The following is a 26,828-nucleotide window of genomic DNA, read 5'->3' on the forward strand; positions in this document are numbered from 1 at the left end:
AGGGGGTACTTAGCATGGCTAAAGAACCTATTGAAAATACATCAGAGTTTGACATTGGCGATTACGTCGCCGGAAAGAAATTTGCTAATTTTGAGCATGATTTCAGTGGTATTGTTGAAAAAATTTATGAGCATGCCTTAATGGTGTTGATTACAGATTTTGATCCTGAAGATACTGCAACAGTGAATGAATATAACCAACGTGCGATTGTACGTATGAGTGAAACAAAAATTCTTAAGAAAACTGACAATCCAGCGCCACGTCCATCTGCTGAAGATGACGAAGATGAAGACGAAGAAGCACCAGCTGGTATTTTGGAAGAAGACGAACAAGAAGATAGTGATGACGAGGAGGAAGCCTAGTGGACTACAAAGAGAGCGTTGTAAAACTACTTGATGCTGTAATTCCTGAGCTAGACGCCGCTACAATTCAAAGTAAGATTGAAATCCCTAAAGATTCAGGCAAAGGTGATTTTGCTTTCCCAGCTTTTAACTTAGCTAAGGAACGTCATCAAGCCCCAAATCAAATTGCGATTGAAATTGTTGAACAGCTTGATCAAAATGGTTTTGAAAAAATCGAGGCAACCGGTCCTTATGTCAATTTCTTTTTAGATAAGACTGAAGCTGGAAAGAATTTCTTAAACGATATTTTGACTAATGCTGATTATGGACACAATACTGATGGTGAAGCGGGACATGTGACAATTGACATGTCATCACCTAATATTGCTAAGCCAATGTCAATGGGTCATTTACGTTCAACTGTCATTGGAAATTCATTAGCTGAAATTTCAGCAGCGAACGGATACCAACCAGTTAAAATCAATCATTTAGGTGATTGGGGAACGCAATTTGGTAAGTTAATTTCAGCGTACAAGCGCTGGGGTTCAGAAGCCGAAGTGAAAGCAGATCCAATCAATACATTGGTGAAGTATTATATTCGTTTCCACGAAGAAGCTAAAGAAAATCCTGAATTAGATGACGAAGGTCGTCACTGGTTTAAAAAGCTGGAAGACGGTGATGAGGAAGCGACTGCACTTTGGAAATGGTTCCGTGAAGAATCATTGCAGGAATTTATGAATATCTATAAGGTTTTAGATATTGATTTCGATTCATTTAATGGTGAAGCCTTCTACAACGACAAGATGGATGAAGTTGTTGATTTGCTTGAAGAAGCTGGAATTCTTGAAGAATCACAAGGAGCTGAAGTTGTTGATTTGGAGGATGAGGGGCTTAACGTTGCCATGATCAAGCGTACTGATGGTGCGACATTGTACATGACCCGTGATTTGGCAGCTGCCATTTATCGTAAGCGTCAATATAACTTCGTCAAGTCATTGTATGTCGTGGGTGGTGAGCAACGTGAACACTTCCAACAACTTAAGGCTATTTTGAAGAAGATGGGTTATGATTGGTCTGATGACATCGAACATGTGGCATTTGGTTTGATTACCGTTGATGGTAAGAAATTGTCAACACGTTCAGGTCGCATTATTCTTTTGAAGGATGTGTTGGATGATTCAATCAGTTTGGCACGTGAACAAATTGAAGAAAAGAATCCAACCTTAGCTAACAAAGATGAAGTGGCCTATGAAGTTGGTGTCGGTGCAGTCGTCTTCCATGATTTGATGAATGAACGTCTAAAGAACTTTGACTTTAATCTTGAAGAAGTTGTGCGTTTTGAAGGTGATACAGGTCCTTATGTACAGTATGCAAATGCACGTGCACAATCACTTTTGGCTAAGGCCGGTAATCCTGAAATTGATAAAACAGCTCTTACAATTACTGATGATGCTGTTTGGGAAGTTGAAAAGTTACTTTCAGAATTCCCTAACACGATTCGTCGTGCATGGCGCGAATTTGAACCATCAATTATTGCTAAGTATGCGTTGAACCTTGCACGTACATTCAACAAGTATTATGCAAATTCAAAGATTTTAGAAGAAGATGCAGAATTGAACGCCCGTCTTGCTTTGGTGACATCAGTTTCACAAGTGTTGACTGAATCACTACGCTTGCTAGGCGTTAAGGCACCAAAGGAAATGTAGTCAATGGGTCTTCATGTGACTAATTTTTCTTAATTGCGTATAATGAAATTAACCGACTTCATTTTGCTCTTGTGAGTGAAACGGCGTCGGTTTTTTAAAAAACGAAATAAGTGCGAGGAAGAAAGCATGCCTTCAAAAAAACAACAGCGTCAAGCTTTGATTTTAGATATCATTGCAAATGAAACAGTTAATTCACAAGATGGACTAATGCGCGCACTAAATGATGCAGGTGTTCAGGTGACGCAAGCAACTGTTTCACGTGATTTAAACGAATTACGTTTAGTACGTCAATTAAATCAGCAAGGTGAATTGACTTATCAAAGCCTGGATACAGATGTGGATGATGAGCATTTTCAAGTTAACCCGTCGCAAACTCGGTTAATTACCTCAATTGAAGTGATTGAATTTATGATTGTCGTTAAGACGGCGAATAGTAATGGAAATCGGGTCGCTGCTTTGATTGATGAAGCAAATTTTGAGCAAATTGTTGGTACACTAGCGGGTCATGATACGATTTTTGTTATGACGCATAGCGCAGAAGAAGCTAAGATTGTCTCACAACAAATGCAATCGTGGTTATAAGAAATGGAATAAAAAAATGAAAAATTGGCTAAAAAAAGTTAGGGATAAAGTGGGACCAATTTGGACGCGTTATCAACTAACACGCTGGTTGATTGTAATCTTTTTACTATGTTTCTTAATTATCAGTGTGATGGGAACATTTAAAGCGAAAACAACAGATGTCAGTCAACTGAAAGCACGTTTACAAGATTCAACAACCATCTATGATCGAAAAGATAAAGAGGCGGGATCCGTTGCTGGGCAAAAAGGAACCTATGTTAAGTTCGATGAAATATCACCGAATATTACAAATGCTATTTTATCAACAGAAGATCGTAATTTTTATCGAGAATATGGGTTCTCCATTAAAGGAACCATTCGAGGTGCTTTAACGACGATTTTATATCGGCTTAAAGGTAGCAGTGCCTCTGCTGGTGGGTCGACCATCACCCAACAATTAGTTAAAAATGCATTTTTGACGCAAGATCAAACGATTAAGCGTAAAATTAATGAACTCTTCTTATCGATCCAAGTTGAAAAAGAGTACAGTAAAGATGATATTTTAACAATGTATATGAACAATGCTTACTTTGGTCGTGGTGCTTGGGGGGTGCAAGATGCTTCCCAGAAGTATTTTGGTCTTGATGCAGATGAATTATCTGTCAATCAAGGGGCCATGTTGGCTGGATTATTACAATCACCAAATGGCTATGATCCGATTGAACATCCTCAAGCAGCCTTGAATCGTCGTAATCAAGTGCTTCAAAATTTGGTTAATAATGATCAATTAGCGCAAGATAAGGCTGATTCATTAGCAAATGAAGGTATCGGCGCAAGTGATCATGAATTAGTAAATGATAGCTATCGTTATTCATCATACTTTGATGCGGTTATTAATGAAGCAATTAATAAGTACAAGATTAAAGAAGATAAGTTATTAAATGATGGCTATAAGATTTATACGACCTTGGATCAAACTGATCAAGCGAATTTGCAATCAGATTATGAAAATCCTAATTTAAACCCTGTTGGTGGTGATTCACAAGCAGCATCCGTAGTCATGGATGCAAAGACTGGTGGGGTGCGTGCGGTTGTGGGTGGTCGCGAACAAGAACCTGTTTACCGTAGCTTTAATCGTGCGACACAAATGCATCGTTCACCAGGTTCAACCATTAAGCCAATTGTTGATTATGGTCCTTCCTTATCACGTGGTTTCTCACATGATTCAAAGTTGAAGAATGAACCAACCAGTTTTGGAACAGATGGTTATTCACCTACTAACGCATCTGGTTATACGAGTGCAGATGTGCCTATGTATCAAGCGATTGAGAATTCATATAATATTCCAGCTGTTTGGATTTTGGATCAAATGGGGACCAAGGTTGGTTACAATAGTGCGAAGAAGGCCGGATTACCGGTTGATCCATCAGACGACAATTTATCACTAGCAATTGGGGGAATGAAGAAAGGTGTTTCACCTTTGCAAATGACCCAAGCTTATACGAGTTTTGCCAATGATGGGGTGATGAGTGATAGTCACTTCATTACCAAGATTGTTGATGCAGACGGTAAAGTACTGGTAGATAATAGTAAGCCTAAACAAACACGTTTATGGAGTTCAAAGGTTGCTGATGAAATGACAGCCATGATGATGGGTGTCTATACGAATGGAACGGGTGTTTCTGCTAATCCGGATGGCTATACGGTTGCCGGAAAGACTGGAACAACCGAAGTTACAGGAAGTTATTCATCAGCATCGAATGCGACGGATTCATGGGCGATTGCCTATACACCAGATGTCGTTGTGACAACTTGGGTTGGCTATGATCAATCAGATGAAGATCATACTTTGCCAATTTATTTGTCACAAACGGCAGGGCCACTGATGAAACAAACTTTGGAGCAAGTAATTCCAAATACCAATCAGACGGCATTTGGCGTAGAAAGTGTGCGTGATGAAGAGGCTGGAAAGCAAAAGCAGTCATCTGAAGATAGCGCATCAGATTCAAATAGTTCAGGCAGTGATTTGACTGAACGCTTCCGTCAAGGAACGCAAAAGACATTAGATGACTTCAACCGTGGAATTCAACGGATTTGGTCGGACGTTGCTGGAAACTTTTAAATCAGTCAAGTCTGTGTCATAATTGTATTATTAAATGAAAAGAGGAACCCATAATGGTTAATATTTTTGATAACATTAATGCCGCTGCCAAGGATCTTGAAGAGACACCACAATACAAGAATTTGGCAGAAGCTTTGAAGGCTGTTCATGAAAATGAAGCAGCAAATGAAGTTTTTAATCGTTTCCAAGAAACACAACGTGTTGTAAATGAAGCAATGCAAACAGGTCAAGAACCTGAAGAAGCACAAATTCAAGAATGGCAAGAAATTGCTAAAGAAATTGAACAATATGATGAAATTAACAAGTTGATGGAAACTGAACAAGCTTTGAATCAATTGTTGATGCAAATCAATAACACTTTGACAAAGCCTATCGCAGTGTTATACGAAGAAAACTAAACTGCTTTTGAATGCTCATACAATTGTATGAGCATTTTTTTTTAAATTATTGTGAAAATGTTATTTTTGTCTTGAAACTAAAAACGGACATGGTATAATTCTTTTTGTACCACAATTAACTTTTTTGGAGGAAGATATTATGTCATTAGAAGATCAAGCTAAGGGTGCTATGGACCAAGCAACTGGTAAGGCCAAGGAACTTGGTGGTCAAGTTACTGGAGACAAGCAAATGGAAGCCGAAGGTAAGGCTGAAGGTTTGATGGGTAAAGCTAAGCAAATGTTTGGTGATGCCAAGGATAAGACTGTCGAAGTATCAGGTGACCTTGCTGACAAGGCAAGCGATGCCGTTGACGACATCAAAGAAAAGTTTTAATTAATTGAGGAGCAAGCTTTGGCTTGCTCTTTTTTGTTGCCGTTAATTAGTTTTTCCCTAAGGGGAATACGTGCTGAAAACGCTTTTAAATGTTAAAATGAATGCATATCTAAAATTGTATTTAGAAAGTGGGTCGGTATGAGTAAATTACTACGTGAGTATCAAAATGATGAACAATTTGAAGCCAATGTATTATTGAAAGAAATTGATGTCCGACGTACACAACAAGGTAAACATTATTTAGCGATGTTAGTTGCTGATCGTTCGATGGAAATGCGTGCGATGAAATGGGACGTGACAGAAGATGAATTGGAAGCCTTTGAAGCAGGACAAGTGGTCCATTTGAAAGCAATCCGACAAACTTACCAGGGAAATCCCCAATTACGTGTGTTAGAAATTAGAGCCACAACGGCTGGTGAATCTGCAGATGCAAAAGATTTTATGCAAGCAGCACCGGTTAAACGGGATGACTTGGAAGAAGAAGTTAGTCAATTAGTCTTTCAAATTACGAATGGCACTTGGCAAAGAATTGTGCGTTTCTTACTGAAGAAATATCATGATGAATTTTTTGTATTTCCAGCTGCTAAAACAAATCACCATGCGTTTACTGGTGGTTTAGCATATCATTCATTATCAATTGCACATTTAGCAGAAGCAGTTGTGAAACAATATGATAATTTAAATGGTAGCCTTCTATATGCGGGCGCTATTTTGCACGATTTGGGGAAAGTCATTGAACTGTCTGGACCAGTTGCAACCAAATATACGATTCCAGGGAATTTGATTGGACACATTGTTTTAATCGATGAACAAATTGTGCTGGCCGCGCATGAATTGAATATTGATTTAAATTCAGAAGATATGTTGGTCTTACGCCATACGGTGTTGGCGCATCATGGTCAATTAGATTATGGTTCACCAGTGCAACCGATGATTAAGGAAGCGAATATTTTACATCAGTTAGATGAATTAGATGCAAATATTCAAACATTTGATCAAGCGCTTGAACAAACGACCCCAGGTAGCTTTTCTTCAAGACAGTGGGCACTGAATAATCGAATGATTTATCATCCCCAAAATTCAGAACCGCGTTCTGAAGACTAGTAAAAGGTTTAAATGTCGTTAAAGACGTGTGTGATATACTTCTCAAACTTTTGAAACTGGCATAAAATAGCATTATGATTTAATTCGTTATAAGATCACTTAACAGGAGAATAAACATGGATTATTTAATCGGCGTTGATTTAGGAACAACTTCAACAAAAGCCGTTTTGTTTGATAAGGCGGGGCATGTGATTGCAAGTGCCAATAAAGGGTACAAATTGTATCGAGATGAGCCAGATATGGCTGAAGAAGATTTGAACGAAATTTGGCGTGCTTTCCTAGATGCTATGCATACTGTGGCTGAAAAGGCCACAGATGGTAATATTTTGGCTGTTTCATTTAGTTCAGCGATGCACTCATTGATTGCTTTTGACGAAGCATGGCAACCATTAACGCGTGTCATTACTTGGGCCGATAACCGTGCCGTTAAGTATACGGAAGAATTGCGTTCAAATGGTTTAGGTCATGAAATTTATTTGAAAACTGGTACACCAACGCATCCGATGGCACCTCTTTCAAAAATTCTTTGGTTAAAGAATGAAAAACCAGATATTTATAATCAAGCAGCGCACTATTTAGGAATTAAAGAATACTTATTCCATCGTTTATTTGGTGCTAACCGGATGGATATTTCAATTGCTTCTGGAACTGGAATGTTTAATATCTTTGATATGGATTGGGATGCCCAAGCGTTAGAGGTAACTGGTGTAAGTAAGGATCAAATGCCTGAACCAGTTGACCCTTATACGATTGAACGTGGTATGGATCCAAAGATTGCTGAGCTATTGGGCTTGGATGTGGATACAGCGTTTGTTTATGGAGCAGGTGATGGTCCATTGTCAAATCTTGGTGTGAATGCAGTCCAACCTGGTGTTGCGGCCGTGACAATTGGAACGTCTGGAGCGATTCGTGTGGTTTCTGATGCACCTAAGACTGACCCTAAGGGGCGTACATTTACGTATGCTTTGGATAAGGATCACTGGGTTGTTGGTGGACCAGTTAACAGCGGGGGTGACGTATTGCGTTGGGCCCGTGACAATATGTTCGATGCCGAAAAATCAACAGCTGATTTGATGGGCATGGATTCATATGATTTGATTACTGAAATTGCTGATCACGTACCAGCTGGTGCGGATGGACTATTATTCCATCCATACTTAGGTGGGGAACGTGCACCAATCTGGGATGCTAATGCAAAGGGATCATTCTTTGGTTTGACGTACAAGCATACCCGTGCACATATGGTGCGTGCGGTCATGGAAGGTGTTATTTTTAATATCTACATGGTTTCATTGGCCTTAGAAGAAGTAACAGGTAGTTTGAAGTCAATTCAGGCTACTGGTGGCTTTGCCCGCTCACCATTGTGGCGTCAAATGATGGCAGACATCTTTGAACAAGGTGTCACAGTGCCAACTGCCTTTGAATCAGGTGCATTAGCTGCAACTGTGATGGCCCAAAAGGCACTTGGTCTTGTTGATAGCTTAGATGTTATTGGGGATATGATTGGTGAAGCCAAGACTTATGAACCAAAGCCAGAAAACTATGAAGTTTATCGTGCATTGTCACCAATCTTCATTCGTTTGTCACGTCAACTACAAACGGAATACGAAACAATTGCTGATTTCCAACGTAAGTTTGTGAAAGTAGAAGATTAAATTGATTAAAAGGGTATACAGAAATCTGTATACCTTTTTTGATTGAACGGACATTGATGTAGACCAGGCTGGTTAGTGAAGCGTTAATTTAATCAATTAAAAGCCACAAATGCCTTTTTGAAGAGGCTTGTGGCTTTTTATATGGGAAAATATGGGGGATAAATAGCGTGAAAAATTCTGAATAGTTGTTTAATGCGTCTATTTGTATGAGCGTATTTAACCAATCAATATTGTTGAATTTTTCATTTTATATTCATTTTTCATTGTTTTTAATTAAAAAAAGATTTACGATATATGTGTTAGGAAGCTTGAATGAACCTTAAAGGAGAAGAATCATGGAGCAGAAAACACATTTTAAGTTGCATAAAGTAAAAAAGAATTGGGTGATAATTGGTGTTGCTTTGGGAGGCTTCATTGGTTTCGGTCAAGGTATTAGCAATAATGTCCAAGCGGATGTTCGCGAATCTAGTACAACAAGTACGTCAGTGGTTGGCAAACAGTCGCTGGATCAGGGTACTCATACTGATACACAAAGCGATATAAATATTAAGGACTCAGAGCAAGGGACAAACAATCGGGAAAAACAACCAGATGTTGTAACGACCCAGGATTCAGGCGTAGCGACTAATAATGGGGCAAAGCAACCAGATGGTGATAATACGCAGACCTCAGAACAAGAGATAGATAATGGTCCAAAGCAATCAGATGGTACAAAAACGCAAACGTCAGAACAAAAAACTGATAATGATGCAAAGCAACCGGATGATAATAATACGCAAACATCAGAACAAACAACTGATACTGATGCAAAGCAACCAGATGATAATAATACGCAAACGTCAGAACAAGAAATTAATAAAAGTGCAAGAAAAAACGATACAAACCAATTGAATGCAAAGCAAGAAAAAGCGCAGACAAATCGTGAAAGAAAAGTTAAAGCGAATGCCGCTACCACAGAAAAGAAAGTTGCTGCAACGAAAGCGGTTGCTAACGATTGGAAAGTAACAAAAACAATCACTTATCAGGCCGGCCAGCAAGGTGTCTCAAAAGATGGTTATAAATTCTATAAAATAGATGCCTCAAAACGTAATGATGGTATTTATGCAAACGCTTTTTATCGTACCGCTGCAAATAGCAAAAAGGTGGGGGATACTAAGGATTACAATGGACAGATTGTTTACGCGACTAAAGAGATAACTGTGCTTAAAGATGATGGAAATACGGTACCTGTTTTGTATGTGAATCTAAATGGGCAATGGGTATGGATTGATAAGCGTGCATTTATATCGATACCAGAGGAACAAACACCCTATAATTGGAAAATCACGCAGACAACGAACTATAAACCAGGTGATTCAGGCGTTTCAAAAGACGGATTCAAATATTATAAAGTAAATTCTAGTCAACGTAATGACGGCATTTATGCCAATGCCTTTTATCGGACGTCTCCGAATAGTAAAAAAATTGGAGATACAAAAAATTACAATGGTAAGACTTACGCTGCAGATAAAGAAGTGATTGTCACTAAAGACACAGGTGAAAAGCTTTCTGTTTTGCATGTTTACTTAGATGGTCAGTGGACATGGATTGATAAACGGGCATTTATTATAGGTAAACAAAACGACTCTTTCTATAATTGGACCATTACAAAGACAGATGTTTATAAATATGGACAAACTAATGTCTTTAAGAACGGTTATAAGTTTTATGCCATCAAGTCAGAAACTCGTAATGATGGCATCTATGACAATGCCTTCTATCGTACATCGCCAAATAGTAAAAAAACTGGAGATACAAAAAATTACAATGGGCGTATTGTCTATTCTGATCAAGAAATAACGGTGAAAAAAGATGATGGTAGCTCGTTACAGGTCTTACATGTCAATCTAGATGGAAAATGGGTATGGGTTGATAAACGCGCATTTGGAACGCTCAACCCTGAAATTTCTGGCCCTCAGAATCCGATTTTAAATTACAATTCATTTAATGAAAATGGACAAATTATCTATAAAGTTGACGGATCTAATTATGGTAAGTATGCGGATCAAGCAGCTGCAGAATGGAATAAAAGACTTGGAAGACAGGTTTTTGTAAAGGCGACTGATAAAACCAATCTTAATGATATTAATTTAAAAATATATGATCAATTCAGTGACGATGATACCCTTATGGGAACATATGTGAGATCAGGGAGGCTAGAGGTTAATACGAAGTATATTGGGGATACGTATACAGGAGATAAGATAACTGAAATTTTTGAACATGAATTTGGTCATGCAATGGGATTAAATCATACAGGGGCCGATGGCCAAGCGTGGTCTTGGAGTACACCTGAAGATGCGTTATGGTCAACTAGTAGTAGGTATTCTAAGCAAAGTATCTCGGAAAATAATGTTAAGGCCGTTCAAATGTTAATGGCATTAGGTATGTTTGATAATACGGCACATCCTTATCGTACAACCGCTTCGACACAGTCAGATATTGATAGTTATATTACAACAAAAATGCATTAAGATGTATATGAGTTGAGGTAGGCATGGTATCGACTAGAAGAATTTGATGAAGCACTCTAAAAGCTCACGCTGATAGGGTGCTTTTTAGATAAAATGGCTAATTTAGCGGATGGCAAATAAAGTAGTTATTTTCGTTAAAGTATTGGAATGTTTCAAATCAAGTATGAATTTTGTAGAACAAATCACAAAATTTTTTCATTTTATGCTAAAATTAGACTAATTAAATAGTGAGAGGAGCTTGATATGTCAAGCAGTATTATTTTAACGATTATTTCAATAATTTTTATTATTAATTTAATTGCATCTGTGATTACCGTTTTTTATGAGAAGCGGGATATCGCTTCAATCTGGGCCTGGCTACTTGTTTTGTTGCTATTCCCAGTTGTTGGATTTTTTATTTATGCGTTCTTGGGTCGAAAGATTTCGCATAATAAGATTTTCGACATTCGAACACAAGAAGCAATGGGGATTGATCAAATTGCCGATCATCAACGCAGCTTACTTCAAAGCTTGCCAGAATCGGAACGTAATCAATATGAAGAACAAGAAGCTTTCTTTAATTTGTTCTTGAATAATGATGAGGCTGCGGTCACGCAAAAGAACACTGTTCGACTTTTCAATAATGGGCCTGAAAAGTTTGAAGCCTTGTTTGAAGATATTAAAAATGCCAAGGATCATATTAACATTGAATATTTTTCAATTTTCGATGATGATTTAGGGAATCAACTAATTGATTTGCTAACACAAAAAGCAAAAGAAGGCGTTAAAGTGCGTGTGATGTTTGACCAATTCGGTTCACATGGGCTTAACAAGAAAATGTATAAGCGCCTAATTGATGCTGGTGGAGATGCATTGTCATTTTTGCAAACACCTTGGCCAATTACTTTCCGTGCTAATTTCCGTTTACACCGTAAGTTGGCTGTGATTGATGGCCAAATCGGTTACATTGGTGGTTTGAATGTGGGTGATGAATACGTTGGTAAATCAAAGAAATTTGGAAACTGGCGTGACACGCATACACGTATTGAAGGAGATGCCGTGCTTGCCATTCAAGCGCGTTTCTTCATGGATTGGAATTCAACAGCTAAGGGTGATCGTAAGCTTGAATTCGCAGATAATTATTTCCCAGAAACGAAGTCTGAAGGAGATGTTGCAATTCAAGTGGTGACATCTGGTCCCGACCAAGATATTCAACAAATCAAGCAAGGGTATATGCGTCAAATTGCATCAGCTCGTAAGTCAATTACAATTCAAACACCTTATTTTATTCCAGATCAAGGTGTGATGGATATGTTAACGATTGCGGCTATGTCAGGTGTAAAGGTCCGCTTGATGATTCCTTGTATGCCTGATCATCCTTTCGTCTATCGTGCAACTGAGTATTATGCACAAGAAATGTTGGATGCAGGTGGTGAAGTTTATACTTACGATAAAGGTTTCTTGCACGCAAAGGTTGTTGTGATTGATGGTAAAGTTTCATCAGTTGGTTCAGCTAATATGGACATGCGTTCATTTGGTTTGAATTTTGAAGGAAACGCCTTCATGTACAATGAAGACATTGCAGCGCAATTAGATGCATTCTTTGAAGAAGATATTAAGGATTCAACTTTGGTTGATAAGGCGTACTTTGAACAACAATCAGCATGGTTGAAGTTCAAACAAAAGTTCTCACGACTATTATCACCAATCTTATAATGATATGATTAAGTACGTTATGTTAAATAACGTACTTTTTTTATACAAAAAAATGAAACAGTAGGTATTATTTTTGACAAAAGAATTAATTAAGCCGGGTGTATGGCTAAACATACAACCGACTAAGCAATTTTCAACAGTTCGGATTGAATTCAATTTTGTGACAACGATGGATGCGCAGCTAGTTGCTGCGCGGACTTTACTTGCCAAAATGTTAGAAAGTGCATCACAAAAATATCCCAGCCAAACTGATTTAGCTCAGGCTTTGAGTAGCATGTATGGGGCTGGTTTTGGCGTGGATGTGCTAAAAATTGGCCAATTGCATGTCATCAAAGCACATTTAGCAATTATTGATGAGCACTTTGTATCTGAAGACAGCCCTTTGTTACAACAAGGAATAACTTTTATGCGTGAGATGTTATTCAACCCACTAGGGGACGCTGCGCAGGGATTTGATTTGACGGTCTTCACGCGTCAAAAAGAATTATTACTTGATGAGATGGCTGGACTAGAAGATGATCGCCCATATATTGCAAATCGACATGCTTTAAATGCGTACTTTGATGAAACGGGACAAGCATTACCAGCATATGGTACGACTGAAGCCATTGAAGCGGTGACACCAAAAGAAGCGTTTGCTGCTTGGCAAGACATGCTGGCAACGAATCGCTTGGATATTGTTGTATCCGGGGATGTGGAAGAAGCGGATATCATTGAAGCATTAGCAAATTTGCCAGTTAATGCAACGAAACCGAATGTTGATGCTTATTATCATCAAGAAGCGCACAAAACGATTGTGCAAGAACAAGAAACACAACATGTGAACCAGACGCAATTAGTTTTGGTTTATCAATTGGCAGTCCCAACTGAGGCACGTTTTTCAGCCTATGTATTTGAACAAATTTTTGGTGGGACGCCTGTTTCAAGGCTCTTTTTAGATGTCCGAGAAACCAGAGGATTAGCTTACTCAATTGCCACAGATTACAATCGTTTTACTGATGTGCTATTGGTGTCTGCTGGAATTGATGGACAGGAAGTGATCCAGACAAGGCAAGCAATTTTGGATAATTTAGTGCGCTTGCAGCAGGAGTTGATCACACCAGTCGAACTGGAAATCATCAAAAGTTTGATGAAGACAGAATTTATGGTCAGTTTAGATAACCAAAGTCAATTAACGGATCGCGCCTTTATTGAATCATTCACGGGCCAATCGATTGAAAAATGGTTTGAAGCATTGGATGCAGTGACGGTAGAATCAGTGCAAGCAATTGCGCAAAAAATGGTCTTACAAGTTGAGTATTTGCTGAAGGGAGATCGTACAGATGAAATTGACTAATTTTTTCCCAGCTGAACAACATATTGTTTTGGAAAATGGGCTCCGTGTTCATTTGGCACCACGTCCTGATTTTCACCAAATGGCAGCGAATTTAACGGTTGATTTTGGTGGACGGGATACTCGATTCACATTGGACGATGAAGTGATTGAACAGCCAGCGGGCGTTGCACATTTTTTGGAACATCGTTTATTTGGGCAACCAGATTATGATGCCTTTCAAAAGTTAAGTTCCTTAGGGGCTGAAGCTAACGCGTTCACAAGTCAAAGCCGAACGAGTTATTATTTTACAAGTTTGCAAAATAACTTGGCGGCCTTAGATGAATTATTGACCTTTACGCAAATGGGTTATTTTCCAGAAGATGCCGTAAAACGAGAAGCACAAATTATTGCGCAAGAAGCTGATATGTACCAAGATAACGTGGATGCGCAGGTGTATCGGTTGTTACTTGCACAATTATATCCAGGTGATATGTTGGCTCAAGATATTGTGGGGACCCACGCTTCACTTGCCCAGATTGATGTGGCGACATTGGAGACGGCTTTTTCAGCCTTTTATCAGCCAGAAAATATGGATGTTTTCATTACAGGTGCTTTTGACACTGATGCGGTTATGGCGACTATTGAAAATTCGATGGCCAGTCAGCGTTTACCGCAAAAAGTTGGACAAGTGATTGTCCCTGAATTAGCACCTGCAAAAAAAGAACCATTAAATGTGGTTCTTGAAACCAATCGGACTAAAGTGGCATTGGGGATGCGGTTTAGAACCGGAGCGACTTTAACAACTGGACGTGAAGGTTTAAAAGAAATGATTGCGGTTAGTTTAGCGCTTGATTTGGTGTTTGGGGAATTATCACCTGAGTATATGGAGTGGTATAATGATGCGCTAATCGATGATGATTTTAGTGTTGAATTTGAATGGGAACGTGATTTTGCATTTATTTCAATTGCAACTGACACGAATGAACCAGAGTGGCTAATTGATGAAGTAAGTAATGTGTTAAATCAGCTACCCGCTAAATTTGCAGCCTTACAAGATAAATTTGATCTTGTAAAAAAGGATGCTTTAGGTCGGACGGTGAATCGCTTTAATTTCATGGAAGAAATTGCTACAAGTTTTGAAGGAAATTTGTTCAATGCGTCCACTCTGATGGATGAGTATGATATGCTTGAGATGATAGATGTGAAGGATGTTCTAGATTGTTTACATTTAGCGGATAATTCAACCATTTCTAGCGTAATTGTACACCCAAATATTGAATAGTTATGATATAATGTAGGACGAATGTGACAAATTTATTTAGATAGTAAGGTGATCAAAATGAGTGAAGAACAAAATCAAGAAATTGGACAGACACTTCAAGATGCACGTATTGAGAAGGGGTGGTCACTTGACGATATTCAACAAATGACCAAAATTCAAAAGCGTTACTTGCAAGCAATTGAAAACGGTCAGTTTGATCAATTGCCAGGAAAGTTTTATGAACGTGCCTTTGTGCGTCAATATGCTGGCGCAGTTGGCCTAGATGCAGATGAAATTGTAAAGAATTTTGATACGGGGGCACCAGAGCAACCAGTTGTTGATACAGCTGATTTGGAAGCTGCACGTGTTGATTCTGATAACATCACACGTACTGGCATGCATCGTGAAACTGAAACACCAGTTGAGAAGACACGTCAAGTGATGCCAAAGGTGTTGATTGCGGTTGCAGCAGTGGTTGCAATTGGAATTATCTGGGCTTTGGTCTCAGCCGTTTCAGGGACCTCTAAGTCAGAATCAAATAACTCTTCTGTTGCGGTTTCAAGTTCAAAGGTAGAATCTTCAGAGTCAAGTAGTGAAGCTTCATCAAGCAGCAGTTCAGAAAAGGCCTCTTCAAAGAGTTCTTCTTCTGAAAAGAAATCATCACAAGTTTCATTGGGTGAAGGAACAGTTAGTGGACAATCAGTTAGTTATGACAAGGTTAAATTGCCAAACAAGACTGAAACAATGAAGTTAAGCACAACAAGTGATGCATGGCTTCAAGTAACTGATAATAACGGTACTGCACTTTATCAAGGAACTGTTTCACAAGCAAACCCAGTTGATGTTCAAATTCCAGAAGCAGCGACAAGTATCCATCTTCAAATTGGTGACGCAACACCATTGAAGGTTGAACTCGGTGGTAAGAATGTGCCATTGAAGAATAATGGGGCAACTGTTTGGAATGCATACATGCAATTCCAACGTTAAAATAGGAGTTATTCATGAATTTACCGAATCAACTCACTGTTTTTCGTATTATTTTAATTCCAGTGTTTATGATTATTTTAGCGGTGGATCCTGCTTGGGGCATTTGGTCTGTGGCAGGGACGCAATTACCAGTTAGTCATTTTGTGGCGGCCATTATTTTTATTGTCGCTTCGCTAACTGATTTCTTAGATGGACAAATTGCACGTCGCCAAAAGTTAGTCACTAATTTTGGAAAGTTTGCAGATCCGTTAGCAGATAAATTGCTCGTTATGACTGCATTGATTTTCTTTGTTCAGTTTAATTGGGTGCCGGCATGGATGGTTGCGATTATTATTATTCGTGAATTATCAATTACAGGCTTGCGCACATTAATTGTCGAAAATAATGGTAAGGTCTTAGCCGCAGCAATGCCAGGAAAAATAAAAACCGCTTCACAAATGGTTGCGATTATTTTCTTCCTATTACATGATTTTGGTTTTGCGGCAGTGCACATTCCGTTTGCTGAAATTATGATTTGGATTGCATTGATTGCAACAATTTATTCTGGAATTGATTACTTCTATAAGAATCGTGACGTTTTCAATGATGGATTTAAATAATCAAACAAAATGAACAGGCCAATGGCCTGTTTTTTTGTACGATAAAGTTATACAGTAATAAGGAAAAGATGCGTCTCTTTTATTGAATGAAAGGAATGAGCAAAATGACAATTGAATCAGAAGTAGGGTTAGCTTTAATTGAAGGCCAATATACATTGACGAGTGCGGAATCGTTGACGGCTGGTATGTTTGTCAGTGAACTTGCAAGTGTACCTGGTATCTCAGCAGTTTTACCGGGGGCGTTTGTGACCTATTCTGCAGCAGCAAAGCACCAACTTGTAGGTGTATCGCAAGAGCTTATTGACTCACATGGGGTTGTGTCGGCTGAAGTGGCTTATGCGATGGCCCAAGGTGCACGGGACACTTTACAAACAGATTTTGCAATTAGTTTCACTGGTGTTGCTGGGCCAGATGAATTAGAAGGTCATCCAGCTGGGACTGTGTTTATTGGTTTAGTGGGTCCAAAACAATTTGAAAGAACGCTTGAATGTCATTTTAAAGGTGACCGTTTAGCGGTTCGCCAGGCTAGCGTTCAAGCGGGCATGCAAATGATATTAGATGCCTTGAGAAATATTGCTTAAAGCATTGAGTTCGGTCTAAATTAGTTGTATACTATTAATACTTAAGTTAAAGTTAACAAAAACGGAGGCGTTACTTAAATGGCAAGTGGAAAGAATATTAATCCGAATAAAAAAATTGAAGGTCGTATTGAAGATCCAAAAGACCGTGAAAAAGCCCTAGACGATGCATTGAAGAAAATTGAAAAGTCATTTGGAAAAGGCTCAGTGATGAAGTTAGGTGATAGTAAGTTTACTAAGACCGATTCAACATCAACAGGTTCATTGAAGTTGGATATTGCGCTTGGAATTGGTGGTTATCCTAAGGGCCGTATTATGGAAATTTATGGACCTGAATCTTCAGGTAAGACAACATTGGCTTTGCATGCTGCAGCGGAAGCTCAAAAAGCTGGTGGAATTGTTGCATATATTGACGCGGAAAATGCGATTGATGTTGAATATGCACGTGCACTTGGTGTTGATGTTGACGAACTCTTACTTTCACAACCTGATACAGGTGAACAAGGTTTGGCGATTGCTGATGAATTGATTAGTTCAGGAGCTGTTGATTTGGTCGTTGTGGACTCAGTTGCAGCTTTAACACCTAAGGCCGAAATTGATGGTGAAATTGGTGATTCAACTGTTGGTTTGCAAGCGCGTATGATGTCACAGGCATTGCGTAAGATGTCTGGTTCAATTTTGAAAACTGGGACGACCGTTATTTTCATTAATCAATTACGTGAAAAGATTGGTGTGATGTTTGGAAATCCGGAAACAACACCCGGTGGACGTGCTTTGAAGTTCTACTCTTCTGTTCGTTTAGACGTTCGTCGTAAGGGTGGTATTGATGCAACTAAGGCTGATGGTGATAATGTTAAATCTATTGGTAATTTGACGCGTATCAAGGTCGTGAAGAATAAGGTTGCAGCACCTTTCCGTGAAGTTGAATTAGAAATCATGTTTGGTAAGGGAATTTCAAAGACCGGTGAAATGATTGACTTAGCTGTTGATAAGGATATTATTAATAAATCTGGTTCTTGGTTCGCTTATAATGGTGAAAAGATTGGTCAAGGTAAGGTGAATGTTATTCGTTGGCTAGAAGACCCTGAACATCAAGCAATTTATGATGAGATTTATACCAAGGTGCGTTCAGCCTATCTTGGTGAAAATGATGGATCAGATGATGTTGATACTCCTGAAAAGGATGACACTGATGCTGGTGAAATTGATCTACTTAAATAAGTCGACTGATTTAATGAGTAAAATAGGAAAGAACCGTGTTAAAAGCTACTTCTTTATATAGAAGCTTTTGATGGGGTTCTTTTTAAGTTAACGGGTCAAAATGGCTTTTTAATGTAAAAAGGTGTATGATAGAATGACAAATTTCGTTGGGAGGAACCAGCATGAGTGAACCATATGAGTTTGAACAAAAGCATTTGGATGATGTCTTAGAAAAAATTCAAGATGCTAAGGTTGCAAATGAATTAGAAAGAAAAAACGCAGATAAAAAAAGAGCAGATGTGGATGATGGTTGGAACGATGTACGCTATCGTTCATCAACATATAGTGGTTTATTCGAGACTGCTATGTCTGTACGTCAACAGCAACAGATGTTGGAACAACGTGAAGCTGAAATGAACTCGGTGGAACACCAAGCGCAAGTATTGGAACGATTAAGAGAACGTCCGTATTTTGCACGAATTGATGTCCAAGACGACGGTACCGATGGTGCGGAACCAATTTATATTGGTCTTGCTTCATTTTCGGATGCACCAGATCATTTTTTGGTATACGACTGGCGTGCCCCAATTTCATCAATTTATTATGATGAAGGTGTCGGTGATGTAACTTATACGACACCGGATGGTCCACAGCAAGCGACGGTGCACTTGAAACGACAATTTCAAATTGAAGATGATAAAGTTGTAACAATCTTTGATACTGATGAAGCGGTGGGTGATCAAATGTTGTTGGACGCCTTATCAGGTGAATCAACCACCAAGATGCAATCAATTGTTACGACTATTCAACGTGAACAAAATAAAATTATCCGTAATACGGCTGCTGACTTGTTATTTGTGCAAGGTGCAGCCGGTTCCGGTAAAACATCAGCGGTCTTACAACGTGTTGCTTATTTGTTATACCGTTACCGTGGGCAATTGACGGCGGGGCAAGTTGTGATGTTCTCACCAAATCAGTTGTTTAATGATTATATTGATCAAGTCTTACCAGAATTAGGTGAACAAAACATGGTACAAATGACCTACTATCAGTATGCGTCACGCCGTTTACCACGTTTTAATCTTGAGACATTGCAAGAGCGCTTTGAAGGTCAGCCTGATACTGATCAAAAGCATTTAATTAATTATAAAGGGAGTCTTGATTATTTTAATTTGATGCAAGCTTATGCCAAGTCACTTAATCAGTCAGGTATTCAAGTCCGTCCGATTAAATTCCGCGGGCAAGAAATTATTAGTGCCGATAAAATTAAAGACATTTACTATAGTTTCAATGAAAACTATAATTTAGGTAATCGTTTGTTCGGGACAAAAGAGCGTTTGTTGAAAATGTTACAGAGTCAGGTTCGGACAGAAATGAAGGCCGAATGGGTCGATGAACAAATTGAAAACCTTTCTAAGGAAGAATACGATTCTTTGATGGGGGATGAAGAGAAAGAATTCAAGTCAGATGAAGATGAGCATAATTATGTTGCTAAGATTATCGTGACGAATGAAATGCGACCACTCATTAAGGGAATTAACCGTAATCGTTTTATTAATATTAATCGTCAATTTGTGCACTTCTTAAAGTCAGTACCAATGCGGACACAATTAGCTGATTATCAATTAACAGATGCGCAATGGGATGAAGGGGTTGAACGGACCGTGGCGCAAATGCGTGAAGGACGTCTAAGCCTATCCGATATGACACCATTCATGTTACTGTTTGATTTGATTAAGGGTGCGCATGGAGAACGTGATATTAGATTCTTATTTATTGATGAAATTCAAGATTATACACCTTTCCAGTTAGCGTTTTTGAAGTATAGTTTCCCCAAGGCGCGTTTCACAATGTTGGGTGATTTAAATCAAGCGATTTTTACCAAAGAGAATGCAGTTGGTTTGCAAGCTGATTTGCAACATTTGTTTAATCCTGAGAAGTCAGAATATATTGAATTGACGGATACTTATCGTTCAACACAACAAATTACAGACTTTGCTAAAGCTATCTTAGTTGACGGTGCGACAATCAATGCCTTTGAACGTGAAGGGGCTAAGCCGGTTGTTAAAGTGACAGGTTCTGATGCTGAAATGGTTGATATTGCCAAAGAACGTGTTGAAAAAAATATTGCAGATCATGAAACGACGGCAATTATTACGAAGACATTGGCACAAGCCGAAGCCGCTTATGCGCATTTACGTTCAGAAATTGATTTGACGATTATCCGTACAGAAAATCAACGATTGGTTCCTGGAACGATTATTGTGCCAGCTTATTTAGCTAAAGGCTTAGAATTCGATGCTGTCATTATGTGGGATGCAACTGAAGAAAATTATCATGATGAAGATGAACGTCAATTGGTTTACACGATTGCATCACGTGCAATGCATCAATTGACGATATTAGCAAATCATCAATTGTCACCACTACTAGCAGATATTGATGAAAGTCTCTATGTGAAGGGATAAAGAATATGACAGAAGCATCATTAAATTATGAGGTGTTTGACCGACAAGTCTGGCAAAAATTTGGTCAACAAGATCATCTTGATTTAGACCAATCGCTAACGCCAACTGTGTTGTCAAAATTGAAGGCTTTTAATGATCAAATTTCAATTGATGAAGTTAATGTGATTTATTTGCCATTGGTGGCCTACATTAAGATGCAGTACGGACAATATTGTCAGATGCGACAAGCGCGATCAACTTTTTTTAATCAAAAGCAAGTTGACAGTCCCTTTGTGATTGGTATCGCTGGTTCTGTAGCTGTTGGTAAAACTACAACGGCCCAATTATTGCAATATTTGCTACAAGCGGAATTTGGCAATGAAGAGGTGGCTTTAGTTACGACAGATGGCTTTTTACGGTCAAATTCAGAACTTGAAGCAATGGGTATTATGGATCGTAAGGGATTTCCTGAATCATATAATATGGCGGCACTTTTAGAATTTGTGGATGCAATTAAAGATGGAGAGCCAGAAGTGAAGGCACCTCGTTATTCGCATGACGTATCGGATGTGCTTTTAGATGAATACGATGTGTTTAAACGTCCTAAGATTTTTATCATTGAAGGAATTAATACGTTACAAGCCTCACCAGATGCGCCTGTCTATCTCTCTGATTTTTTTGACTTTTCCATCTATCTGGATGCAAAAACTGATTTAATTGAACATTGGTACTTGGATCGATTTGTGGCATTGTTGAATCAGACGGCTCAAATGCAAGATCCAACGAATTTCTTCTATGAGTGGACCCAAATGCCTTTTGATCAAGCTGTGCAGCAAGCACGTGAAGTTTGGAATACAGTTAACTATCCTAATTTACGAGATTATATTTTGCCAACACGAGAACGAGCAGATTTAATCTTACATAAGACGGTAGGCCATGTAATTAACGAAGTTTGGTTACGTAAGTTCTAAAATGTTAACTTATCAAAGTGACACGAATGTGACAAATAAAGAAAAAAGAGTGATTTAAGCTTAAATCACTCTTTTTTTTGCATTAAATATTACATTTTTGAAGAAAGTTTCTAGCTTTGTTAAAGGATTTAAATGCCTTTATCAAGCTGTTTGTGAAGTTTATATTGGTGAATGTGACACGGATATTACGTTATTTTATGGTCAAACAAATTCTGGTAAATACATGTAATATATTCGTAACTTATACCTACCTTAAATTGGTAAACTAGTTCTTGTAGTTGCGAAGGAATAATTCGCAAAACATCAAATATAAAATATAAATTTAAAACTTTAAAAAAGAAAATTCGTTAAACGGAGAGGTTTAAACTAATTATGAGTAATTCAACTAAGAACGTAGCTTTAACAGTAGCCGGTGTTGCTTCCGTATTCGCAGCTGGTCAAACAGTCGCAACTGCCGCAACATACACTGTTCAAAATGGTGATAACTTATCAACAATTGCTGAAAAATTTAATCTAACTGTTGATGAATTGGTTTCAGAAAACAAGCTTACTGATAGTAACATGATTTTTACTAGTCAAAAGCTTGAAGTTTCAAAGACAGCTTCTGTTGATACTGCTGCAATTAAGGCATCTACTGAAGCTGACGCACAAGTTGCTGCTCAAAAAGCTTCTGAAGCTGCCCAAAAGGATGCACAACAACAAGCCGCACAAGCTGCAGCCCAAAAGGCTTCAGACAAGGCTGAAAACGAAACTGTTGCAACAGCAACTGAAGATGATAAGTCAAATGACGAATTAGAAGAAAAGGTTTCAGATGCACAAGCTACACCTGAAGTAACACAAGTTAAGGCTGAAAAAGCTGAAGTTGCACCTGCAAGTGCTGGAGCCGCTTCAGGATCAACTCGTGATCAATTCCTTGCTAATGGTGGAACAGCCGCTATGTGGGATGTTATTGTTATGCCTGAATCAGAAGGTAACCCAAATGCGGTTTCACCTAATGGTTATCAAGGACTTGGTCAAACTAAGGAAGCTTGGGGAACAGGTTCAGTTGCTGACCAAACAAAGGGTATGGTTAACTACGCGACATCACGTTATGGTTCAATTGATGGTGCACTTGCCTTCCGTCAAGCAAACGGATGGTGGTAAAATAGATCAAGAAAGATGAATGGAAACATTCGTCTTTTTTTTTGTCTGAAAAAGGTGTTAACTTATTTGACAAAAAGGCTTGAATTTCAAAATGAAACGGATATAATTAATGTCTGTTCTTATTTACTCACTTGTGGTAAGAAGAAATTTTAGTGTCTTAGAATGGAAGGTAAACACGTATGGCAGAAACAACAGCCCATGTACAACCAGTAGACGTACATGGTAAGCCTTACAATCGAACAATCATGGTTGCATTAATCTTGGTTGCGACATTTGCGGGTGTTTTGATGCAAACATCTTTGGGAACGGCGATTCCGACATTGATGGATGCATTTGATATTAATTTGGCGACAGCACAACAAGCCACGACTTGGTTTTTATTGGCAAATGGAATTATGATTCCGGTGTCTGCTTATTTGACTAGTCGCGTACCAACGAAATGGTTGTATTTAACAGCTTTCGTTCTTTTGTGGTCAGGAATGGCGATTACAGCCTTCACACCAGAAGAACATGGTATGTGGAATATGTTCTTGGTTGGGCGAGTTCTTGCAGCCGCTGGAGTCGGAATTTCGATGCCATTAATGCAAGTTGTTATGGTTAATATTTTCCCAGCAGAACAACGTGGTGCTGCGATGGGATTGAGTGGTTTAGTTGTTGGAATGGCTCCCGCGATTGGACCAACCCTATCAGGTTGGATTTTACACCAAGATCACACAATTTTAGGATTAACGTTATCTAACTCATGGCGAACAATTTTCTATGTTCCTATGGCTGTATTAGGCGTTGTGATTTTGTTAGGATTTTTCCTACTTAAAGATGTTTTGGAGACGCATGACGTTAAGTTAGACGTGATCTCATTGATTTATTCAATTATTGGGTTTGGAAGCTTCTTACTCGGATTTACCAATGTTGGTAGTGATGGTTGGGGAGATATGAAGAATGTTATTCTACCAATCGTGATTGGATTAATCTTTATTGCTATTTTTGTTGTTCGTCAATTGCACTTAGACCAACCATTCTTAAATGTGCGTGTGTTTATGAATAAGCAATTTACGATTACAACGCTTGCCGTTATGATGGCAATGATGGCGATGATGGGTGTTGAAATGATGTTGCCAACTTATCTACAAAATGTTCACGGGCTATCTGCTCTGGATTCTGGATTAGTTCTATTACCAGGAGCGTTGATGATGGGAATTATGTCACCAATCGCTGGTATGGCCTACGACAAAGTGGGAGCGCGTCGTCTAGCATTAGTTGGCTTTAGTTTGCTAGCAGCTGGAACAGTGCCATTTATCTTCTTAACAGCTGAAACACCTACACACTACATTACAGCTTTGTATGCTGCTCGTATGTTTGGTGTTGCGATGGTAATGATGCCTTTGACTGCATCAGCCATGTCAGCATTACCACCTAAAGAAGCCAATCATGCCACTGCTTCAAATAACACAGCGCGCCAATTGGCTTCAGCTGTGGTTGTGGCTTTGTTGACTTCCGTTACACAAAATATTATTAACAATAATAAGCCAGCTGATGCATTGCGTGATGCTAATCCGCTAAAGTTTGGACAGCAAATGATTGATGCATCAATGGACGGTTTCCAAGTGTCATTCTTCATTGGATTTTTGTTTGCAGCAGCAGGACTTATTATCGCGTTCTTCTTGCGCAAAGGAAAAATTATTGAAGAAGATGCAACCGAAGTGGCATCAAAGGAGGATTAGTAGATGATTATTGTATTATTACTACTTTTTGTCGTTCTAACCTTTGTTACATGGATTTATATTAAGCCACTTCCTTTGAGAATCGTGGCTGGGAGTTTAGCTGTATTAGGATTGGTACTTAGTATTGCCGGAATTACGTTAAATTTCACAGATCATTATGGAATGAAGCAAGTTACAAAAACAACAGAACAACAAATTTATTCGGCTGGGGATAAAAATTCACCAGCTAACATGTTACTTGCGCAAGAAATTGGTGATGACTCAGGTAATTATGTATTGGTTTATCGTGAAAACGAAAACGATGCAGAGCCAAAGCCACACCACAAGCCTGACCAAAAGCACATTATTGAAGCTGTAAAAAAGACAGCTGATTATAAAGAAAGTGCACAGGCAACTGAAGCAACATCGCAAACTAAGACAACGCGTTGGGTGTTTAAAAATGATATGTACAAACTCTTGTTTGGTATTAGTGACCAACAAAATGAATTAGTTAAAGAAACAACAACTGTAACGGTGCCTGAAAAGACATGGGTTGTCATGTCTCCAAAGCAAGCGGAAGAGTTGGGAAAGCAACAACAAAAGATGCCAGCACAAGCACGTGAGATGCAAGCAAAGCAAACAGAAACTGCTGTTAAAGAGCAGATGATGGCTTATATGCAAAAGCATCCTGATGCAAGTGCAGCTGAACAAAAAGCACAGTCAGAAGCAATGGCTTCTGAAATGGCAGTTAAAGCAATTAAAACACAATTGAAGTAAGTTATTTTGATTTAGACTATCGCTTTAAGAAACGGTGTGTTATGATAGAGACATAGTTTAAAAGATTTTTGTTTTATGTTTCGATCCGTTTTGAAATATGGCATGGTCGTTTTGGATTATTTAAAAAATTGGCAAGAGTGCCAGGAGGTTCGTAACATTATGGAACAAGGAACAGTTAAGTGGTTTAACGCAGATAAGGGATTTGGATTTATTGCTCGTGATAACGGTGATGATGTATTCGTACATTTCTCAGCTATCCAAGGTGACGGATTTAAGTCATTGGACGAAGGACAAAAAGTTGAATTCAACGTTACTGATGGTGACCGCGGATTGCAAGCTGCCGACGTTACAAAGCTTTAATTAGCTAAAAGAAGAACAGCTCTCGAGCTGTTCTTTTTTTGTGGAGAAATGAATATGAATCAACAGTGGATGAAGCAAGTGACTATAAAACAGTTACAACAACCAACAAGTTTGCGGGATCAATTAATTGCATGGCGGATTCCGCGACGCATACAAGGGCAGTTACGCCAAGGAAGACGTGTGCTGGTTAATGGGAGTTATAAACCCATGAATACAAATTTGAAAGCTGGAGACGAGCTGACAATGCTGTTTATGGATACGGACTTTACCACGCCTGTTTCAAGCTATGTGCCGGATGCCTCGCAAACTGTGGAAGTGTTATTTGAAAATGAAGATTTGTTAGTTGTCAATAAAAGTGCGGGTGTTAAGATGCACCCAAACTCTCCAGGTGAAACAGGGACACTGATGAATTATGTTCAAGCTTATTTAAGTCATGATGATTTGGCGGATGCTTATATGGTTCACCGGCTTGATGAGGATACCTCTGGAGCTGTTTTAATTGCTAAGACACCGATTGTTGTCAGTGTCCTGAATGCTTACTTAAAAGATAAAGTCATTCAACGGGCCTACCTCGCAATTGTTGAAGGGGTAATGAATCAAACGCAGGGGGATGTTGATTTACCGATAGGTATTAATCCTGAGAATGAGCGTTTACGACAAGTTAATGGCCTCAAGGCACAAAAAGCATTAACACATTGGAAAGTAACCCATTCTTTTGACAATCATACATTGGTCGCATTGCAGCTCGATACTGGGCGAACGCATCAAATTCGTGTCCATATGCAAGCCTTGGGACATCCAATTGTGGGAGATCGGTATTATAATCGGGAACAAAGCCATTCAAGATTGATGCTGCATGCCAATAAAATCACATTTATAATGCCTTTCACTAATGAACAAAGGGAAGTTAAAGGTGCCTTACCGAAAGATTTTTGTTTAAATTAAGAATTGTTAAAGGATTGTAATGAAAAGTTAAGCGTTTTAAGGTAAACTTACTAAAGTAAACATTTAAATGAAGGCGA

At 38.8% G+C, this 26,828-nt stretch carries 23 protein-coding genes; all 23 read left to right on the forward strand.

Features of this window, described 5'->3' with window-relative positions; genetic code table 11:
• Nucleotides 1–14: 14 nt before the first annotated feature.
• The 23 genes from IV67_RS03830 (at nt 15) to IV67_RS03940 (ending at nt 26,751) form a co-directional block, all read left to right on the forward strand.
• A complete protein-coding gene (locus IV67_RS03830) occupies nt 15–362 on the forward strand; it encodes a hypothetical protein (protein ID WP_057787291.1) in 348 nt (115 codons plus the stop codon).
• Nucleotides 362–2,047 carry an arginine--tRNA ligase gene (argS, locus tag IV67_RS03835; protein ID WP_057787293.1) on the forward strand — a complete coding sequence of 562 codons (1,686 nt, stop codon included), beginning with the start codon at nt 362–364 and terminating at the stop codon, nt 2,045–2,047. The genes IV67_RS03830 and argS overlap by 1 nt, the downstream gene beginning before the upstream one ends.
• Before the next feature lie 126 nt (nt 2,048–2,173).
• Nucleotides 2,174–2,629: an arginine repressor gene (locus IV67_RS03840; RefSeq protein WP_057787295.1), complete on the forward strand. Its 456-nt coding sequence runs from the start codon at nt 2,174–2,176 to the stop codon at nt 2,627–2,629.
• Nucleotides 2,630–2,645: 16 nt separating this feature from the next.
• Nucleotides 2,646–4,730 (forward strand): PBP1A family penicillin-binding protein, encoded by a 2,085-nt coding sequence (locus IV67_RS03845; protein ID WP_057787297.1) that lies wholly within the window; start codon nt 2,646–2,648, stop codon nt 4,728–4,730.
• 53 nt (nt 4,731–4,783) lie between these two features.
• The gene (locus IV67_RS03850; RefSeq protein ID WP_057787298.1) at nt 4,784–5,128 is read left to right on the forward strand and encodes a YlbF family regulator; all 345 of its coding nucleotides are present in this window, start codon (nt 4,784–4,786) and stop codon (nt 5,126–5,128) included.
• A 139-nt stretch (nt 5,129–5,267) separates the two neighbouring features.
• Nucleotides 5,268–5,501 carry a CsbD family protein gene (locus tag IV67_RS03855; protein WP_057787300.1) on the forward strand — a complete coding sequence of 78 codons (234 nt, stop codon included), beginning with the start codon at nt 5,268–5,270 and terminating at the stop codon, nt 5,499–5,501.
• Nucleotides 5,502–5,639: 138 nt separating this feature from the next.
• Complete coding sequence (locus IV67_RS03860; protein WP_057787302.1) at nt 5,640–6,605, forward strand: 3'-5' exoribonuclease YhaM family protein; 966 nt, start codon at nt 5,640–5,642, stop codon at nt 6,603–6,605.
• Nucleotides 6,606–6,721: 116 nt separating this feature from the next.
• Nucleotides 6,722–8,260 carry a gluconokinase gene (gntK, locus tag IV67_RS03865; RefSeq protein WP_057787304.1) on the forward strand — a complete coding sequence of 513 codons (1,539 nt, stop codon included), beginning with the start codon at nt 6,722–6,724 and terminating at the stop codon, nt 8,258–8,260.
• A 335-nt stretch (nt 8,261–8,595) separates the two neighbouring features.
• Nucleotides 8,596–10,773: a GW dipeptide domain-containing protein gene (locus tag IV67_RS03870; RefSeq protein ID WP_057787306.1), complete on the forward strand. Its 2,178-nt coding sequence runs from the start codon at nt 8,596–8,598 to the stop codon at nt 10,771–10,773.
• Between the two features lie 243 nt (nt 10,774–11,016).
• Nucleotides 11,017–12,468, forward strand: a complete 1,452-nt coding sequence (gene cls, locus IV67_RS03875) for a cardiolipin synthase (RefSeq protein ID WP_057787308.1) — start codon at nt 11,017–11,019, stop codon at nt 12,466–12,468.
• A 73-nt stretch (nt 12,469–12,541) separates the two neighbouring features.
• Entirely contained in the window at nt 12,542–13,804 is a 1,263-nt protein-coding gene (yfmF, locus tag IV67_RS03880) for an EF-P 5-aminopentanol modification-associated protein YfmF (RefSeq protein ID WP_057787310.1), read from the forward strand.
• A complete protein-coding gene (yfmH, locus tag IV67_RS03885; RefSeq protein WP_057787312.1) occupies nt 13,791–15,065 on the forward strand; it encodes an EF-P 5-aminopentanol modification-associated protein YfmH in 1,275 nt (424 codons plus the stop codon). Before yfmF ends, yfmH begins: the two co-directional genes overlap by 14 nt.
• Nucleotides 15,066–15,122: 57 nt before the next feature.
• On the forward strand, nt 15,123–16,031 hold the full coding sequence (locus IV67_RS03890; RefSeq protein WP_057787314.1) for a helix-turn-helix domain-containing protein: 909 nt from the start codon (nt 15,123–15,125) through the stop codon (nt 16,029–16,031).
• A 14-nt stretch (nt 16,032–16,045) separates the two neighbouring features.
• Nucleotides 16,046–16,630, forward strand: a complete 585-nt coding sequence (pgsA, locus tag IV67_RS03895; RefSeq protein WP_057787317.1) for a CDP-diacylglycerol--glycerol-3-phosphate 3-phosphatidyltransferase — start codon at nt 16,046–16,048, stop codon at nt 16,628–16,630.
• A gap of 95 nt (nt 16,631–16,725) precedes the next feature.
• On the forward strand, nt 16,726–17,211 hold the full coding sequence (locus tag IV67_RS03900; protein ID WP_337250197.1) for a nicotinamide-nucleotide amidohydrolase family protein: 486 nt from the start codon (nt 16,726–16,728) through the stop codon (nt 17,209–17,211).
• 78 nt (nt 17,212–17,289) lie between these two features.
• Nucleotides 17,290–18,429, forward strand: coding sequence for a recombinase RecA (gene recA, locus IV67_RS03905; RefSeq protein WP_057787321.1), 1,140 nt, complete (start codon nt 17,290–17,292; stop codon nt 18,427–18,429).
• A gap of 161 nt (nt 18,430–18,590) precedes the next feature.
• The gene (gene helD / locus IV67_RS03910) at nt 18,591–20,876 is read left to right on the forward strand and encodes an RNA polymerase recycling motor HelD (RefSeq protein ID WP_057787323.1); all 2,286 of its coding nucleotides are present in this window, start codon (nt 18,591–18,593) and stop codon (nt 20,874–20,876) included.
• Between the two features lie 5 nt (nt 20,877–20,881).
• Complete coding sequence (coaA, locus tag IV67_RS03915) at nt 20,882–21,826, forward strand: type I pantothenate kinase (protein ID WP_057787325.1); 945 nt, start codon at nt 20,882–20,884, stop codon at nt 21,824–21,826.
• A gap of 372 nt (nt 21,827–22,198) precedes the next feature.
• Complete coding sequence (locus tag IV67_RS03920) at nt 22,199–22,969, forward strand: LysM peptidoglycan-binding domain-containing protein (RefSeq protein ID WP_057787327.1); 771 nt, start codon at nt 22,199–22,201, stop codon at nt 22,967–22,969.
• 179 nt (nt 22,970–23,148) lie between these two features.
• Entirely contained in the window at nt 23,149–24,690 is a 1,542-nt protein-coding gene (locus IV67_RS03925; protein WP_057787329.1) for an MDR family MFS transporter, read from the forward strand.
• A 3-nt stretch (nt 24,691–24,693) separates the two neighbouring features.
• The gene (locus IV67_RS03930; RefSeq protein ID WP_057787331.1) at nt 24,694–25,446 is read left to right on the forward strand and encodes a DUF4811 domain-containing protein; all 753 of its coding nucleotides are present in this window, start codon (nt 24,694–24,696) and stop codon (nt 25,444–25,446) included.
• A 159-nt stretch (nt 25,447–25,605) separates the two neighbouring features.
• Entirely contained in the window at nt 25,606–25,806 is a 201-nt protein-coding gene (locus IV67_RS03935) for a cold-shock protein (RefSeq protein WP_057787333.1), read from the forward strand.
• Between the two features lie 54 nt (nt 25,807–25,860).
• A complete protein-coding gene (locus tag IV67_RS03940; RefSeq protein ID WP_057787335.1) occupies nt 25,861–26,751 on the forward strand; it encodes an RluA family pseudouridine synthase in 891 nt (296 codons plus the stop codon).
• Nucleotides 26,752–26,828 lie beyond the last annotated feature (77 nt).

The organism is Weissella minor, from assembly GCF_001437425.1.
Taxonomy (GTDB): Bacteria; Bacillota; Bacilli; order Lactobacillales; family Lactobacillaceae; genus Weissella; species Weissella minor.

Excerpts from the sequence above, each read along its gene's own strand:
- IV67_RS03830 (WP_057787291.1), top strand. The coding sequence starts at position 15 with ATGGCTAAAGAACCTATTGAAAATACATCAGAGTTTGACATTGGCGAT.
- helD (WP_057787323.1), top strand. The coding sequence starts at position 18,591 with ATGAGTGAACCATATGAGTTTGAACAAAAGCATTTGGATGATGTCTTA.
- cls (WP_057787308.1), top strand. The coding sequence starts at position 11,017 with ATGTCAAGCAGTATTATTTTAACGATTATTTCAATAATTTTTATTATT.
- coaA (WP_057787325.1), top strand. The coding sequence starts at position 20,882 with ATGACAGAAGCATCATTAAATTATGAGGTGTTTGACCGACAAGTCTGG.
- recA (WP_057787321.1), top strand. The coding sequence starts at position 17,290 with ATGGCAAGTGGAAAGAATATTAATCCGAATAAAAAAATTGAAGGTCGT.
- IV67_RS03850 (WP_057787298.1), top strand. The coding sequence starts at position 4,784 with ATGGTTAATATTTTTGATAACATTAATGCCGCTGCCAAGGATCTTGAA.
- IV67_RS03855 (WP_057787300.1), top strand. The coding sequence starts at position 5,268 with ATGTCATTAGAAGATCAAGCTAAGGGTGCTATGGACCAAGCAACTGGT.
- IV67_RS03930 (WP_057787331.1), top strand. The coding sequence starts at position 24,694 with ATGATTATTGTATTATTACTACTTTTTGTCGTTCTAACCTTTGTTACA.
- IV67_RS03845 (WP_057787297.1), top strand. The coding sequence starts at position 2,646 with ATGAAAAATTGGCTAAAAAAAGTTAGGGATAAAGTGGGACCAATTTGG.
- IV67_RS03900 (WP_337250197.1), top strand. The coding sequence starts at position 16,726 with ATGAGCAAAATGACAATTGAATCAGAAGTAGGGTTAGCTTTAATTGAA.
- IV67_RS03935 (WP_057787333.1), top strand. The coding sequence starts at position 25,606 with ATGGAACAAGGAACAGTTAAGTGGTTTAACGCAGATAAGGGATTTGGA.
- pgsA (WP_057787317.1), top strand. The coding sequence starts at position 16,046 with ATGAATTTACCGAATCAACTCACTGTTTTTCGTATTATTTTAATTCCA.
- IV67_RS03940 (WP_057787335.1), top strand. The coding sequence starts at position 25,861 with ATGAATCAACAGTGGATGAAGCAAGTGACTATAAAACAGTTACAACAA.
- yfmH (WP_057787312.1), top strand. The coding sequence starts at position 13,791 with ATGAAATTGACTAATTTTTTCCCAGCTGAACAACATATTGTTTTGGAA.
- IV67_RS03890 (WP_057787314.1), top strand. The coding sequence starts at position 15,123 with ATGAGTGAAGAACAAAATCAAGAAATTGGACAGACACTTCAAGATGCA.
- IV67_RS03870 (WP_057787306.1), top strand. The coding sequence starts at position 8,596 with ATGGAGCAGAAAACACATTTTAAGTTGCATAAAGTAAAAAAGAATTGG.
- IV67_RS03840 (WP_057787295.1), top strand. The coding sequence starts at position 2,174 with ATGCCTTCAAAAAAACAACAGCGTCAAGCTTTGATTTTAGATATCATT.
- gntK (WP_057787304.1), top strand. The coding sequence starts at position 6,722 with ATGGATTATTTAATCGGCGTTGATTTAGGAACAACTTCAACAAAAGCC.
- IV67_RS03925 (WP_057787329.1), top strand. The coding sequence starts at position 23,149 with ATGGCAGAAACAACAGCCCATGTACAACCAGTAGACGTACATGGTAAG.
- IV67_RS03920 (WP_057787327.1), top strand. The coding sequence starts at position 22,199 with ATGAGTAATTCAACTAAGAACGTAGCTTTAACAGTAGCCGGTGTTGCT.
- IV67_RS03860 (WP_057787302.1), top strand. The coding sequence starts at position 5,640 with ATGAGTAAATTACTACGTGAGTATCAAAATGATGAACAATTTGAAGCC.